Origin of the sequence: Nonomuraea sp. WAC 01424 (assembly GCF_003947315.1) — a bacterium.
GTDB classification, from domain to species: Bacteria; Actinomycetota; Actinomycetes; order Streptosporangiales; family Streptosporangiaceae; genus Nonomuraea; species Nonomuraea spiralis.
Genome location: NZ_QHHZ01000007.1, coordinates 312,769 through 327,700, shown reverse-complemented (window position 1 = coordinate 327,700; position 14,932 = coordinate 312,769). Strand labels below are relative to the sequence as shown.

Below are 14,932 nucleotides of genomic sequence, written 5' to 3'. Positions count from 1 at the left end.
TCATCCTCACAGTGCGGGAGTCTGCAGCTTCTTGAGCTGATCGAGCACGTCGGGGTTCTGGAGGGGACGGGTGAAGCCCACCTTGTTGTCGCGTGCCTGGTAGCTCGTGACCTTGATCGGCCCGCACAACGTGCACCGGGCCTCCACCATCTTGCCCTTCGACACGATCAGCCCGACGTGGCCGGGATTGTCGGCCGACGTGCCCGGACCGGCGTTGAAGAACACCAGGTCCCCGGGCTGCTCCTCACCCGCTAACACCTTCACCCCGAACGGCCACTGCGTGAACGTGGTACGCGGGATGCTCAGCCCCGCCGCCCGGTAGGCCGCGTAGATGATGCCCGAGCAGTCGAACGCGTCCGGCCCGGTGCCGCCCCACAGGTACGGCTTGCCGCGCTGCGCCAGCGCGTACTGGAGGATCTTGGCCACGATCTCGCTGGGGGCGGCCGCGACCAGGGGGTCGTCGCACTCCTCCGACGCCTGCGGCGGCACCTCGACCGCGCCCGACTTGGCGTACTTCCTGGCGATCTCCTCGACCTGGTCGACGTACCACCAGGCGCGGTTGTAGGTGAACAGGGCCCGCCGGACGTTCTCGGGCGCGCCGTTGCGCTTGAGCATCTTGGCGGCGCCCAGGATGGCGTCGGCGGGGTTGTAGACGTCGCCCACTCCGGCGCCGTCGCCGTCGGAGGCGTACCCGTTGAACGTCGAGGACATCGCGACCTGCGCCTTGCCGCCCCACGTCGAGATCAGGAACTGCATCGGGCCCGCCGCGCCCGCGTAGTTGGTGCCGCTCTTCACCCCGGCCAGGTTCGAACGGCCGTGGTCGGTCTCGCGCTTGCCCACGGCGGCCAGGATGTTCCACTGGACGCCGATCTTCTTGCCCCACTTCTTGTACAGATCGAGGTAGTCGCCCGGGATGTCGGCGGCGCCCGAGTCGGACACCTCCTCCACCTTGGTACCGCCCTCGCAGTCGATCGAGGCGCCGTCGCCGTTCAGGAACGACGGCATCGAGACCAGCAACATCGGCGAGATGATGATCGCGGCCAGGAGCAGGATCCCGGCGATTCCGAGCAGCAGAGCCAGACGGGTTCGGGAGGGGGGGTTCACCGCTAGCTGTCCCCGTCCTGGCCCTCGGTCGCGGGCAGCACGTCGAAGATCCGCCAGTCCGCGCCGAGCTGGCTCACCGTCACCGCGAGGTCCTCGACGACCTTCTGGTCGCCGCTCTTCGCGTTGACCTGCCTGGTCTCGGTCACGATGAAGACGATGGAGGTCTTCTCGATCTGCCTGATCTCCTTCAGCCTGGCCGTGGCCTGGGAGATGATCTGGTCGTCGCGGTTCTGCTGGACGGTGCCGGCCGAGGTGAGCGTCCTGGCGAGGATGTTGCCCAGCTCGGCGGTGGTGAACGCCTTGACCCGGCCCGCGTAGGCGGCCGCGTCCTCGTCGTACCTGAAGGTGCCGTAGACGGCGGTGAAGCGTTCGGCGAGGTCCGCCGCCGCGGCCAGCTGCTCCTTCTTCATCGGCAGGTACGAGTAGACGTCGAACGGCGCGGCACTGGCCGTGGCCAGCGGCTTGCTCGTCGCCGAGGGCGCGGCGGCGGCCGTCGTACCCCCGGCGGGGGCCGGCTCGGGCGGATCGTCCGAGCTCGGCCACATCGTGAGGTAGAGGCCGACCGCGGCGATGACCACCACGATCGCGGCGAAGGCCAGCCCGCGCTTGTCACCGGACTGAGCCATGGTCAGTCCTTGCCCCGGTTCGGCTTGAGCCAGAACGGCACGGACGGATCGTCACCCGAACCGCTGTTGCCGCTGTTGCGCAGCCACAACGGCGGCGCCTCGGACGAGCGGGACGACGACTCGTCCGAGCCGAAGATCCGCGGCCCCGACGACGCGCCGGACGGCCGGGACGCGGACCCTCCGGACCTGGACCCGCCACCGTTCCTGGACCCGCCACCGCCACCGAAGAACCCGCCGCCGGAGCCGGAACCGGAACCCGAGCCGGAACCGCCGCCACCGCCGAACAGCCCGCCACCGGACCCACGCGAACGCGACCCCGACGCCCGGGAGCCGCCACCGCCGCCACCGAACCGGGAGCCCCGCGACCCGCCGGAGGACCCGTTGCGCGACCCACCGGACGACCCGCCCGACGACCCGCCGCGCGAGGCCCAGCCACCGCCCGACCGGCCACCGAACCAGCCGCCGCCACCCGAGGAACCACCCGAAGCACCACCGGACGCGCCGCCCGAACCGCCGGACGGGACCATCCCGCCGGACGGCGTGCCGCCCGGACCGCCCCCGGAGGCCGGGGCGGCACCGCGGGCGCCGCGCGTCCTGCTGTGCTGCCCGCTGAGGTTGAGCGGCGGCGCGGTGCCCCGACGGGGTTCGAGCGGGGGCCGGGCCCCCGCCTTGCCGCCCTGCTGGTCGGTGTCGAGCGGCGCCGCCGACACCGGCATCCGGGTGCCGGCGGAGACGCCCTCGCCCTCCTCGCCGCGCATCCTCGCCTGGGCGACCGCGGCGCCGGCCGCGGCGCCCGCGCCGCTCCCGGCCGCCGCCGCCCTGATGAGCGGCTCGGCCTTGCGCAGGCCCCAACGTCCGAGCTTGGCCCCGGCGACCGGCGGCAACACGTTCGCGGCCCGCTCCAGGACGGGCGAGCTCGCGGCGTCGCCGAGCATCCGCGTGGCGACCGTGTGGCCGCTCAGGGACGCGAACAGATGCTGGAACGGCCGCCGGTAGAAGAACACCGCGATCGTCAGCAACGCCATGAAAAGGACCTGCAACCCCCAGGGCATCGCCGTGGAGATGATCAGCGCGTACCCGTAGACCAGGACGCTGAGGACGAGCGTCAGCACCGCCTGCCGCAACAGCGTGCCGACGAGCATCTCCACCCAGCGCATGGCGATGATGCGCCCGCTGCCCGGATGCACGCCGACCAGCAGGAACACCGGCCCGAGTATCAGCATCAGCAGGAAGCCCACCTTGAGCACCAGCAGCGAGACCGCCACCAGGAAGATCAGCAGCCCGGCCACCACGGCCGCGATGAGCGCGCCGACGGCCACGCCGAGCCTGCCCGACCAGTCGCGGCCGGAGAAGACGGTGTAGCGGGAGTCGTTCTTGAGCAGTTCGGCGACCTTGGCGTACTCGGCCTGGTGGGCGGCGATGTCAGGGGCGGGCTGACCGGCCACGGCGGGCGCGATCGACTGGGTCTCCAGCATCTTGCGCCCGAAGTCGCGCACGATGGGCTGCTGCGGGTCGGCGGTGCCGAACATGCCCACCAGCCACGGCTTGCAGACCAGCGTGGACCACAGGGCGTCGGCGTTCTGCTCGACTCCGGCGGTGCCCGTCTGGCCGTAGCCGCCCGGCTTGACCTGCGGGTTCGTCTGGCCGGGCGGCGGCAGGCAGGACGCGCCGCCGGCGCCCGGCAGGCCGGAGAAGGCGGAGTTGACCACTTCGCCCGTCTTGTCGGTGACGACCTTGCCGAGCCCGGTGAAGTCGCCCGGCCGGCTGAAGAACCACACGGCCACGGTGACCGCGAGCACCATCCAGATCACGCCTTCGGCGGTGGTGGTGGCCCGCTTGCGGATCAGTCCGTACCAGGCGAGCCAGATCGCGCCGAGGATCACGATCGGCCGCAGGAACGGCCAGTACATGGCCTCGGACAGGTTCTGGACGATGTCGTCGACGACGTCCTTGATCGACTGGAGCGGGCCCTCGGTGGCCGCCGCCTGGTACGTCGTGATCGTCAGCCGGTCGACGGCCTTGGCCGCGGTGAAGACGCCGTTGGCCCACATGTTGCCGAGCACGGCGACGTAGTCGGAGCAGCCGAGGTCGTGGGTCTGCCAGAACTGGCCGGCCATGCCGAACTGGCCGTAGTTGGTCGTCGGCGCCTGAGCCCCGCCCGCGGGGGGCGGCGGCTGGATCATGCCGTCGGTGCCGCCGCCGATGATCTCGGGGTTGAGCGGCCCCGACAGGTCACAGGGCGCCGCCGCGACGGGCGTGGACAAGCCGCCCACCACCAGCGGAACCACGAGGACGGCACTGATGAGCGCGAGTGCCAGCGCCAGTCGTCGGGATAGTCGGATCTTCATGACCGTACCTCCTGCGCCCTGCCCACGCCCCCTCGGTGATCATCATGCCCGCCACCGTCTGGTTTGTCGTGTGTCGGGTTCGTGTCGAGCCAGCGGAGCAGTTCCTCGGAGATCAGGTCTACTCCGATCCGCCCGGCCCTGCCATCCAGATCACGGAATACGCATTCGCCGTTGCCGAGCGAGCGGAGCACGGCCTTGTGCTCCTCCGACGCCTCCACACCGAGCAGCGACATCACGTGCTCCACCTCCACCCGTTCGGTGGACCGGAACGCGAACACCGAGGACAGGCAGTTGGTCACCTGCTCGTTCAGCAGGTCACCGGCGTTCTGGGAGACCAGGACGAGTGCGGTGTTGCGGGACCGGCCCATGCGGCTGACCTCGGGCACCAGCTTGGCGCCCTCGGGCGTGGAGGTGATCGCCCACGCCTCGTCCAGGAAGATCGCCTTGGGCGCACGGCGGTCGAGGCCGTTCATCAGCCTGCGGGCGAACTGCGAGACCAGGTAGAGCAGGGCCACCGACAGCCGCTGCTCGTAGGAGTAGTCGTCCCTGGTCGTCGCGACGTCGGGCAGCGTCAGGCCGCCCAGGGTGAACACGGTGGTCCAGCCCTCGCTGTCGATCTGGTCACCGCCGGAGGGGTCGAAGCAGAGCCTGGCCAGATGCATCTCCGACATGGAACGCAGCACCGCGCCCAGGTTCTTCGAGGCCGCGTCGTCGGCCTGCTCCAGGTAGTCGACCACCTTGCCCAGCGACGGGTCGGACCCGTTGGAGACCGCGGCCACCGCCTGGATCATCGCCGACTCGCGCTCCTCCGACATGCGGGGCAGCAGCAGCCGCAACGTCTCGGTCGCCATGGTCTTCTTCGCCGCGATGTCGTCGCCGAACGAGAACGGGTCGAGCAGCCCCGGCGCGGCCGAGCCGAGCGGGATCGTCCGCGCCTTGCGTCCGCGCTTCTCCAGGAGCTGGACCAGCGACTCGGCGTCGCCCTTCGGGTCGATCACCGCGACCGTGACCCCGCGCAGCGCCATCTGGTAGATCATCAGCAGCGCGAGCGTGGTCTTGCCGCCGCCCGGCTCGCCGGTGATCGCGATGGCGGTCGGCCGGTTGCGGCTGGCGGCCAGCAGCGGGTCGAAGTGCACGATGCTGCGCGCCCTGCCGACCGTCTCGCCGATGTACGGCCCGAGCCAGCCCTCGCTGCCGTCGTCGAGCCGGTCGCCGAGGTCGACGGTGGCCGTGGCCATGCCGCCGGCGATGGTCCGCAGCGGCTGGCGCTGGGCGTAGGCGTTGACGCGCACCTTCTCGCCCGGCAGCGCCTCGCAGAACAAGGAGAACTGGTCGCCGGTCGAGTTCACCACGTCGATGCCCATGTCGCGGAAGTGCTCGACGACCGCCTCGACCCGCTGTACGCAGATGTCCTCGGTGGGGGCCGAGACGATCAGGCGGTGCCAGCCGTACACGAAGGGCAGTCGTTCCTTGGTGATGCCGTGTTCGAGCATCCGGGCCGCGTCGATCTGCTCGGCCAGCGCGATCGGCGCCTCCGCGCCCGCCTCGCGGATGTGGTGGTCCATGTCGCGGGCGTGGGCCAGCTTGCGCGCGACATCCTTGGACGCCTTGACCGGCGGGATCAGCCGCATCCTCGACGAGATCTCCACCGGGAAGGGGAGCTGGTCGGCGAAGTGCATCCACGGCTCGCCGTCGGGGAACGGCATGAGGTCGGGGAATCGCGCGAACGACAGGTTGGCCACGTACGAGTCGCCCTGCGGCTGCACGATCCGCAGCAGCGACCTGCCGTTGTGGATCTCGCCCTCGACCAGCGACTCGATCTCGCCCTTGCCCCAGCGCCGCTTCGGGCTGGCCGAGGGCGGCGGGTCGCCGAGGGCTCCGGCGGCGGCGTGCTGGAACAACCACGCCACCTCGACGGAAGTGGTGTGCCTGGCGTACAGGGCGCTGGACGCCAGAGCTCTGCCGAGCCGTTCGGCCGACTCCGTCCACCGGCCGATCTCGCTGTCCGGCACGTGGTCGTCCTCCATGCCGAGCGTCCTCTCGGTCTTCTGGTAGAAGCCGAGGAGCTGGGCGAGCACGCCGTTGCCGAGCTGCTTGCCGCGCGGCCCGAGGCGTACGCCGAGGTAGACCTCCTTCGACCAGAAGTCCTTCGCCCAGACGTGCCGGTACATCTCCTCCAGGTAGTCGCGCCAGCCCGGCCCCTCGTCGGACGTGGCGTTGAGCGCCATGGCCCACTCGGCCGCGGGGTAGGTGCGATGGGCCACCCGCAGGTGGACCTCGGCGTCGGGCATCCTGATCGCGGCCAGCGCGATCGTGATGTTGGTGGCCAGCGCCTCGCGTTCCTCCGGCGTGACGAACTCGTAGCTGACCGTCGGAAGGCGGAAGTACGCCCACGCGCAGGTGTCCGTGAGCAGGATGCGGTCGTCGAAGTACCGGACCGCGAGGCGCTGGTGCGCACGGGACGCCCTGCTCATGCCGCCCCCTCGGCGCATGAACGGGCCAGACCTGCTCGCTTGTTCACTTAACGCTCACCGATTCTCGTGCCCGGGGGGTCACTCGCCAACTCCTCTTCGCTCGGTCGGACGGAGTGTCCGTGTGCCTGTACCGCGAAGCCTGCAACCACGACACCGGCGAGGGCGAGATAGGCCCGCCGTCCCGCCGCGCGCAACTGACCTGGGTCGACGATCTCGGCGCCGCCGGGCGCCAGGCCGTCCTCCCACGGGACCCTGACGATGGCCCGGCATCTGCCCCTGGCCACCGCCTCCGCCTGCTCGACGTCGCCCATCGAACGCCTGCTCACGCCGTTGACCACCATCACCGCACGCCTGCGCAGCTCCGCGCAGCCGTGCCCGTCGAGCCATTCGTACGTCATCGCCACCGCCTCCGACGCCTCCTCGCTCGCCGGGACCACCAGCACGAGCTGGTCCGCGTACGGCAGGATGCGGGCCGCGAGGGCGGCGGCCGGGTCGATGACGGACAGCTTGTAGTGGCGGTCGAGCAGGCGCATCGACTCGCCGAGGCGGTGGTCGGAGAAGAAGCTGCGGTCGGCGAGCCGCTGGGCGGCGACCGCGTCGGTGTCGGCCGAGATCACCTCCAGGCCGGAGGCGGTGCGGGTGGTGAAGCCCCGCATCGTCAGGTAGCCGTTGACCTGGTCGAGGCCGGACAGCAGCGACGTGAGCGTCTCGGGGGTCTCCGGCTCGATCCTGCTGGTCAGGGTGGTGCCGCCGGTGTTGGCGTCGACGGCCACGACCCTGTCGTCGCGATGGGAGGCGAAGGTGTGGCCGAGCATGAGCGCCGTCGTGGACTGGCCCGCGCCGCCGGTGCAGCCGAGCACCACGATCCGCCGGCTGCCGCCGAACACGGCCCTCGCCCTGGCCTCGTCGATCTCGGACCCGTCGGTGCGTACGCCGCCTCCGCCCACGACGACCTGGGCGATCCTGCGCCAGCCGCCGGAGTCGCGGCCGATCACGGACTCGACCCTGCGTACGCGTCCTTCGCCGGACCTGCCCTCACCGGGCCTGGGAACGGGCACGGGCGCCACGAACCCGCCGGCCCTGTCCCCGGGCCTCCCGCCGGCCTGCCGCTCCCGCGCCGCCTCCTGCGCCTTCGTTTCCTGCGCCGCCGGCTCCCGCGTCGGCTCGTCGTTCGTGTCGGCGCCGGGAACGTCCTCCCTCACGGGGGACTCCCCTTCGGGCGCCGGGTGTCCGACCTCGGCGGGGGCGTCCTCGACCGGGGGCGTGCCTTCGGCGGGCTTGGGGATCTGGTCCTCAAGGCGGAGGGTGGGCCCGGAGAAGGGCTTGGCGTCGGGGTTGACCGGGGGCCAGACGCGCGGCGTGCCCGGGATCACCGTCGCCGGCCCGGACTTCGGCGGCTGCCCCTTCCTGTGCTGCCCGTGCGCGATCGCGATGTCGTCGCCGCGCCCGTCGTCCTGGCGGTCGTCGCGACCGTCGTCGCGGCGGTCTGTGCTTTCGGGCTCCTGGCGGTGTGCGGCCGCGTCGTCGCGGTGTTGTGCCGCGCCGCGCTCGTCCTCGGAACGCCCCGGCGTCTCCGGTGTCGCCGGCGGCGCGTCGGCGCTGGCGGCGAGCCTGCGCAGCCGCCGCAGCGCCTCGGTGTCGATGGGCTTGCCCGGCGCGGGCTTGTGCCCCTCCGGCCTGATCGGCACGACCGTCCCGCGACCGTCCCGCGTCTCCCCCGAGGCTCGTCCCGCCCCGGCGCCCGCGCGCCCGTCGGCACGGGCCTCCGCCGCGCCCTCAGCCTCCCGTACGCCCTGCTCCTCCTGGACGACGGCGGCCGCGTCCGGCTCGGAGGCCGGGTGGGCGTGGGTGTGGCGGGGGCGGCCGGGGAGGGCGCCGCCGGTGAGCTCGCGGCTGGCCAGCTCTCCGGCGGCGACGTCGTGCTCGACCGGCGGCGACGCCGGCCCTGTCTCATCCGCGGGGACCACGACCAGCGGCAGTTCCCGCCCGAAGGCGGGGGCCGCACGGCCGGCCCGGGGGCTCAGCGCGGGAGCCATGCCCCGCCGCGTACGGGAACCCCACCCGTTGCGGGTCTCGGCCACCGGCGCCTGCTGCGCGGCCGCGGCCGCGGCGGCCACGGCGGGACGCACCTGGCGCGGCCCGGCGATCCGCTGCCCCTCGCGCCTGCGCTGCGGCTGGCGGGCCTTGCGCGCGGCCTTCGCCTTGACCCGCGCCGGAGTGGTACGCCAGACGCGCCCCGAGAACGAGACCGCCTCGGGCTCGGCGGTGGGCGCGAGCCGGTACCACGCCTTGGGCTGGCCCAGATAGCGAAGCTGGGACTCCAGAAGCTCGGTCAGCCGCTTCCCCTCGATGACGGGCCGCGTGGACAACCACGTCACGATCCCCGGCGGGACCAGGAACAACACGTGCCACGGCATCGCCACGGGCACGCCCACCAGGATCAGCAGGAGGGACCACGGCACGAACACCCCGACGAACACGCCGATCCAGACGATGGGGAGCGGCATCGGGAGGCGAAGGTCGTAAAGCTTGTAGAGCCGCTTCTCGATGCGCCAGATGTTCGTATACGTGGGCAGGTCCACGCGGTCCTCCTCTCCACCCGCTCGTACATGACCGCCCGGGGGCGGTCTCAACCCTTACTTGATGCCCAGTGCGCCCGCGATCGCCTTCGCCGTCACCTCGATGATGTTGGGAACGTAGAAGATCACTCCGATGGCCACGGCCAGGATCAGGAACTGGACGAAACGCGTGATCTCGCGGGTGAAGAGGAAGAAGAGCGCGACCACGGAGACGACCACCAGGAACAACGGGGCGAAGAAGGCACGCAGGAAGTTGGCGAGCCCTCCGGTGTCAATGCCGGTCGGCGCGGGCGTCGGCGTCATTTCGATCAAGGTGAGCATTACGGTCTTCAACGTCACTTCTTGTCCTCCCGGGGGGTACCGAACAACAGCGCGGCCGTGCGTCTATCCAACGGCCCGACCAGCGCCGCGGATGTCGGCGACGTACCACTTGTCGCCCTGCTTCTCCACGGTGAGGCGGTAGGCCTGCTCCAGCCGCCCGCCGACGGCGGCCGGGTCGGTGGCACTGGGCGTGGCCGGAGCGTCGCCGTTGGGCACGATCCACACCACGACCGCCTGGATCTCTCGGGTGGCACCCCCCACAGGCACCACGACGTCCTTGAGCTCTGCGAACGTGAACGCGCTGCCGAAGCTCGGCAGGGTCTTCCCGGCGGCTACGTAGCGCTGCAGTCCGGCGGTGTCGCCGGAGGCGTAGTCCTTGAAGAAGCCCTCCAGTTGCGGCTTGAGCTCGGCCGCCGCCGCGTCGTCGCTCTCCGGCTGGGCGACCTGGGGCAGGTCGGCCGGGGCCGGCGCGGGCAGGATGGCCGGGCGGCCGGCGACGACGAACCGCTTGCCGTTGTCGTCGCCCGAGTAGTAGATCGGGACCGACAGCATGAGCCGGCGCGGCCCGGACTGGAAGGCCACGCTGACCACGGCGTTCTGGCCGTCGGTCGTCTCGATGTCGTACGGCTGGATCGCGACGGCGGCCATCTTGCCGAAGCCGTCCCACCACATCTGCGCGTCCATGCCCTCGGCCAGGAAAGCGGCCAGCTTCCTGGTCCTGCTGGGCGCGTCTTCCGGGCTGAAATTCAGATAGACCCCCGCGAACTGGGCGGCGAAAGCCATGCCCTGGTCAGCGGGGAATCCCTTGTGCGCCACGACGGCGCCATTCGTCGTCGTGGGCTCTTGCTGGGTAAACCGCTCAAATGGGGCACGAATCCCATTGACCACGATAACCACAATAAGCGCCCAGAGAATGATACGGCCGGCCCACACCAGCCACCGTCCGCCGCCGCCGGACCAGCCGCCCCGCCGCGGCCTGCGCGAGGGCGGCGCGTCGAAGTCAGCCGTGTCCGGGCGCGCGGAAAGCTCAGGCTCGCCAGCGATCCGAGGATCGTGCTGGACGGTAGACCTACGAGCCATCACGCCTCCGCTCGCGCCGATCCCCCCGGTTGGCGCGGTGTCGTCCGTTGCCGATCCCCATCATCCGCGGTGAAGTAGTCACCCTATCCGGTCCCGCCATTCTTCCAGGAAAGCCACGCCCATGCTGCAGGCATGACCGCCCTCACGGCAAACCGGATCCGTATGACAGGCTTCGGTACCGATTCCTGCCACTTCGCGGCTGAATACCCATTTGACCAGGCCAAACGCCTAATTCAGCCTAGCCGCGCGGACACGGATTCCTGTCCAAAATAGGCATGGACTCTCACGACCTGCGCATTTGGCATGAGACGGGGACAGAAGGTGTTGTGCGCCACTCCTGGGGGTACGACGCTGCCGACGCCTCAGGCGGGCTCCGGATCCTGCGTGGTGCGCGCCCGGCGGCGGCTGTGCAGGTCGACCACGGTGGGCGGCAGCACGCGCTCCAGCGACCCCCGAAGGTCCGCGAGCATCGAGGCGGCATCTCGTTCGCGCATCCGGCTGGCCAGCTCGTTGCGCTCGTCGACCTTCCTGCGCAGGTACGCCTCACGGTTGACGCGCAACCCGTACATCAGCTCGACCCTGATCAGGGCCAGCTCCTCCTCCAGGCTGATGCCCGCGAGTGTGGGCGCAGGACGTCGTTTCCGGATGATGCGTCGGATCATGAGGGCCTCCCGAGTCAGCGTGAACGCCGTGACGATTCGACGCGCGGGGGCCCAAAGTGGTTGACGTCGCAGTTGTCCCGGAATCACATAATCCCGGAAGGGCCTGCGAGTTCGTCGGCCAGACGATGGGCTTTCGACGGCGATCCGCCGGTAACCTAGCGTAGCGAAAGTTAGCCCACCGTGATTGGACCGATGTGATGCGTCGTCTCGCCGCCACCCTCCTGCCCGCCGCCGCGCTGGCCGCGTCCGCCCTCTGCGCGCCCTCCCCGGCCGTCGCCGCCCCCTCCTGGGTGACCGACGCCGAGTGCACCGACGCGGGGGGCAAGATCTCCCCTGTCGGCCGGGGCAAGGCCGTGTGCCAGGGCGGCACGTACGCGAACGAGCTCGTCCACTACGACAAGAAGCGCCCCGGCAACAGCGGCGTGGGCGGGGCGCTCGGCGGCGGGGGCGGGCCGCTCAGCGGCGGCCCCCTGGCCCTGCTCGGCGGCCTGCTCGGCTGACGCCGGTCAGGCGAGTAGGCGATCAGGCCGTCAGGCGTCGACCTGGTCGGCCGGCGCCCGTCAGACGTTGAAGCGGAACTCCACCACGTCACCGTCGCGCATGACGTAGTCCTTGCCCTCGATGCGCGCCTTGCCCGCGGACCGGGCGCCGGCGATGGAGCCCACCTCGACGAGATCGTCGAAGGAGACCACCTCGGCCTTGATGAAGCCGCGCTGGAAGTCGGTGTGGATCACGCCGGCCGCCTCGGGCGCCGTGTCGCCCTTGCGGATCGTCCAGGCCCTGGTCTCCTTCGGGCCGGCGGTCAGGTAGGTCTGCAGGCCCAGCGTCTCGAAGCCGACCCTGGCGAGCTGGCGCAGGCCCGACTCCTCCTGGCCGACCGACTGCAGCAGCTCCAGGGCCTCCTCCTCGTCGAGCTCGACCAGCTCTGACTCGATCTTGGCGTCGAGGAAGACGGCCTCGGCAGGGGCGACGAGGGCCGACAGCTGCTCCCTGAGCGCGGTGTCGGTCAGCTCGTCGGCGTCGAGGTTGAAGACGTAGAGGAAGGGCTTGGCGGTGAGCAGGTGGAGCTCGCGCAGCTCCTCCCGGTCGAGACCGCTCTCGAAGACGGTCTTGCCGGTCTCCAGGACGGCCAGCGCGGCCTCGGCGGCCTCCAGCGCGGCCTTCTTGTCCTTGTTGTTGCGCGCCTCCTTCTGCAGGCGCGGCACGGCCTTCTCGACCGTCTGCAGGTCGGCCATGATCAACTCGGTGTTGATGGTCTCGATGTCCCGCTTGGGCGAGATCTCACCGTCGACGTGCGTGACGTCGGGGTCGCCGAAGACGCGGATGACCTGGCAGATCGCGTCGGTGTCGCGGATGTTGGCGAGGAACTGGTTGCCCCTGCCCTGCCCCTCGGAGGCGCCCTTGACCAGGCCCGCGATGTCGACGAACTCGACCTTGGCGGGCAGGATGCGGGCCGAGCCGAAGATCTCGGCCAGCTTGGGCAGCCGGTCGTCGGGCACGCCCACGATCCCCACGTTGGGCTCGATGGTGGCGAACGGGTAGTTCGCAGCGAGTGCGTTGCCGGTCTTGGTCAACGCGTTGAAGAGCGTGGACTTACCGACGTTGGGCAGGCCGACGATGCCGATGGAAAGGCTCACGGACAGCGAGTTTACTTGCTGAGCAGGTGCAGGCAGGTCACCGGACGGTAGGTCCCGGGCGCCGCGCGCAGGTAGCGCTGGGCGTCGGCGGGGCAGGCAGCGGGCGTGGTCTCGAAGGAGACGATCCGGGCCCAGGCGTCCGGCGAGTCGCAGGCGGCCCTGGTCACGGCCGACCTGGCGACCACGTCGGCGGCCGGTCGGGCCACGCACGCGCCCCGGGCGAGCACCCGGCCGCCGGAGCCCAGGCAGACGGTCTCGGCACCGCTTTCGAGGGTGTCGAGGGTGGTCGAGGGGCAATCGTCCGCGGACGAGGTGATCGCGATGGATCTGCCGTACCAGCCGGGGCCCGCGCACGGGTGTTCCCGGCCGTCGAGCGCCACGCAGTCGCCGGGGCGCAGCAGGCGGCCGCCACCGCCGGGCGCGCCGGCGTGGGGGGCCAGGAAGGACCGTACGCAGGCGGTGCGGCCCAGGCCGATGCGGAGCACGTCGTCGGTGTCGTCCGGGCAGTCGGCGGGCAGGGGCGGGTCGTGGGCGACGGCCAGCACCTCGAAGTCGCCGCCGTTGCAGGGCGTCAGCGCGTACCGGTCGGTCACGCAGGCGCCGGTTGTCCAGCGCAGCGTGGGACGGGAGGGGGCGGGATCGTCGGACCCCGAGTTGATGATCACGGCTCCGGCCAGGGCGATCAGGGCGACCGACACCGTGGACACGGTGACGGCGACGGTCGTACCGGTAGCCATGACAACACTCTGCGTGACGGATCGCCCGGCGCACAAGCGGATTCCGCAAGCGTGTCGGGAAGATCCGTACGCGATCAGCTGCAATCATCGATTGAGTGGATGTCGTCTCGCTGCTCATCGGACTCGCCCTCGGACTCCTCGTCGGCTTCCTGGTCACCAGGACGCGGGCGGCGGTGCGGGTCGCCGAGGCCGACGCGCGCGCCAGGTCGGCCGCCGAGAAGCTGGTCTACGTCGAGGAGCAGCTCGCCGAGCGTTTCCAGGCCCTGTCCACGCGCGCGCTCGACGTCAACAACGTACGGTTCCTCGAACTGGCCGAGACCCGGTTCTCCGCCAGCCGCGCCGAGGCCGCCGGCGATCTCGACCAGCGCAGGCAGGCCGTCGAGCACCTGGTCGAGCCGCTGAAGGACGCGCTCGCGCGGGTCGAGTCGCAACTGCGCGACACCGAGTCGGGGCAGCGGGCGGCGCGGGCGGAGCTGGCCAAGCAGATGGAGTTCGTGCGCCAGAGCAACGAGCAGCTGCGCTCGCAGACGACCGCGCTGGTCAGGGCCCTGCAACGGCCCGAGGCCCGCGGGCGTTGGGGCGAGCTGCAACTGCGCCGGGTGGCCGAGATCGCCGGGATGCAGCGCCACTGCGACTTCGAGGAGCAGGTCACCGAGGGCGCGATGCGTCCCGACATGGTGATCAGGCTGACCGGCGGCAAGAACATCGTGGTCGACTCCAAGGTCTCGCTCGCGGCCTACCTGGAGGCCGCCGAGGCGTCGGACGAGTCGCTGGCCACGGTCCGGCTCGACGCGCACGCCAGGCACGTGCGCGAGCACGTCGACCGGCTGGCGGCCAAGGCGTACTGGCAGGGGTTCAACCCGTCGCCGGAGTTCGTGGTGCTGTTCATCCCGGGCGAGGCGTTCCTCGCGCCCGCGCTCGAACGCGATCCTGGCCTGCTGGAGTACGCCATGGCGCGGCGGGTGCACATCGCCACGCCGACGACGTTGATCACGATGCTGCGTACCGCCCACTACGCCTGGCAGCAGGCCGCGCTGAGCGAGAACGCGCGCGCGGTGTTCGAGCTGGGCAAGGAGCTGTACGAGCGGCTGTCGTCCCTCGGCAGGAACGTGGAGTCGCTGGGCAAGGCGCTGACGCGAGCGGTGGAGGCGTACAACAAGTCGGTCGGTTCGCTCGAAAGCCGCGTACTGGTCACCGCACGCAAACTGCACGATCTGGGTGTCGTGGACGGCGATCTCGACGCCCCCGACATGCTCGAAGGGCTGCCGAGACCCCTGGCCTCCCCCGAACTGCTCGAAACCACGTCTCTGATTTCGCACTCGAACGGTAAGTTGGCAGGCGGGTCGCCGTAAACGGGGGTGGGA

General features: G+C 70.9%; 12 protein-coding genes. 2 read left to right on the top strand and 10 right to left on the bottom strand.

Annotation, left to right across the window (positions count from 1 at the left end):
- Positions 1-6 precede the first annotated feature (6 nt).
- The 8 genes from DMB42_RS21355 to DMB42_RS21320 all read right to left on the bottom strand — a co-directional run bounded on the left by DMB42_RS21355 (position 7) and on the right by DMB42_RS21320 (position 11,194).
- Entirely contained in the window at positions 7-1,104 is a 1,098-nt protein-coding gene (locus DMB42_RS21355) for a C40 family peptidase (protein WP_125636727.1), read from the bottom strand.
- A 2-nt stretch (positions 1,105-1,106) separates the two neighbouring features.
- Positions 1,107-1,730: a hypothetical protein gene (locus DMB42_RS21350; protein WP_125636726.1), complete on the bottom strand. Its 624-nt coding sequence runs from the start codon at positions 1,728-1,730 to the stop codon at positions 1,107-1,109.
- A gap of 2 nt (positions 1,731-1,732) precedes the next feature.
- Positions 1,733-4,078 (bottom strand): type IV secretion system protein, encoded by a 2,346-nt coding sequence (locus DMB42_RS21345; protein WP_125636725.1) that lies wholly within the window; start codon positions 4,076-4,078, stop codon positions 1,733-1,735.
- Positions 4,075-6,552, bottom strand: coding sequence for an ATP-binding protein (locus DMB42_RS21340; protein ID WP_125636724.1), 2,478 nt, complete (start codon positions 6,550-6,552; stop codon positions 4,075-4,077). The genes DMB42_RS21345 and DMB42_RS21340 overlap by 4 nt, the downstream gene beginning before the upstream one ends.
- Positions 6,553-6,599: 47 nt before the next feature.
- Positions 6,600-9,134 carry a TcpE family conjugal transfer membrane protein gene (locus tag DMB42_RS21335; RefSeq protein ID WP_185844784.1) on the bottom strand — a complete coding sequence of 845 codons (2,535 nt, stop codon included), beginning with the start codon at positions 9,132-9,134 and terminating at the stop codon, positions 6,600-6,602.
- 54 nt (positions 9,135-9,188) lie between these two features.
- Positions 9,189-9,452, bottom strand: a complete 264-nt coding sequence (locus tag DMB42_RS21330) for a hypothetical protein (RefSeq protein ID WP_125636878.1) — start codon at positions 9,450-9,452, stop codon at positions 9,189-9,191.
- Positions 9,453-9,515: 63 nt separating this feature from the next.
- Entirely contained in the window at positions 9,516-10,268 is a 753-nt protein-coding gene (locus tag DMB42_RS21325; RefSeq protein WP_260477829.1) for a conjugal transfer protein, read from the bottom strand.
- 626 nt (positions 10,269-10,894) lie between these two features.
- The gene (locus tag DMB42_RS21320) at positions 10,895-11,194 is read right to left on the bottom strand and encodes a hypothetical protein (RefSeq protein ID WP_125636722.1); all 300 of its coding nucleotides are present in this window, start codon (positions 11,192-11,194) and stop codon (positions 10,895-10,897) included.
- Between the two features lie 197 nt (positions 11,195-11,391).
- Here DMB42_RS21320 and DMB42_RS21315 point away from each other — a divergent pair, with 197 nt between their 5' ends.
- On the top strand, positions 11,392-11,694 hold the full coding sequence (locus tag DMB42_RS21315; protein WP_125636721.1) for a hypothetical protein: 303 nt from the start codon (positions 11,392-11,394) through the stop codon (positions 11,692-11,694).
- Between the two features lie 60 nt (positions 11,695-11,754).
- Here DMB42_RS21315 and ychF read toward each other — a convergent pair whose 3' ends face one another.
- Both ychF and DMB42_RS21305 read right to left on the bottom strand, forming a co-directional pair.
- The gene (ychF, locus tag DMB42_RS21310; protein WP_185844783.1) at positions 11,755-12,831 is read right to left on the bottom strand and encodes a redox-regulated ATPase YchF; all 1,077 of its coding nucleotides are present in this window, start codon (positions 12,829-12,831) and stop codon (positions 11,755-11,757) included.
- Between the two features lie 11 nt (positions 12,832-12,842).
- Positions 12,843-13,568 (bottom strand): hypothetical protein, encoded by a 726-nt coding sequence (locus DMB42_RS21305; RefSeq protein ID WP_125636720.1) that lies wholly within the window; start codon positions 13,566-13,568, stop codon positions 12,843-12,845.
- A 95-nt stretch (positions 13,569-13,663) separates the two neighbouring features.
- Between DMB42_RS21305 and rmuC the strand changes: the two genes are divergently transcribed.
- The gene (gene rmuC, locus DMB42_RS21300) at positions 13,664-14,920 is read left to right on the top strand and encodes a DNA recombination protein RmuC (protein WP_125636719.1); all 1,257 of its coding nucleotides are present in this window, start codon (positions 13,664-13,666) and stop codon (positions 14,918-14,920) included.
- The last annotated feature ends 12 nt before the right edge of the window (positions 14,921-14,932 follow it).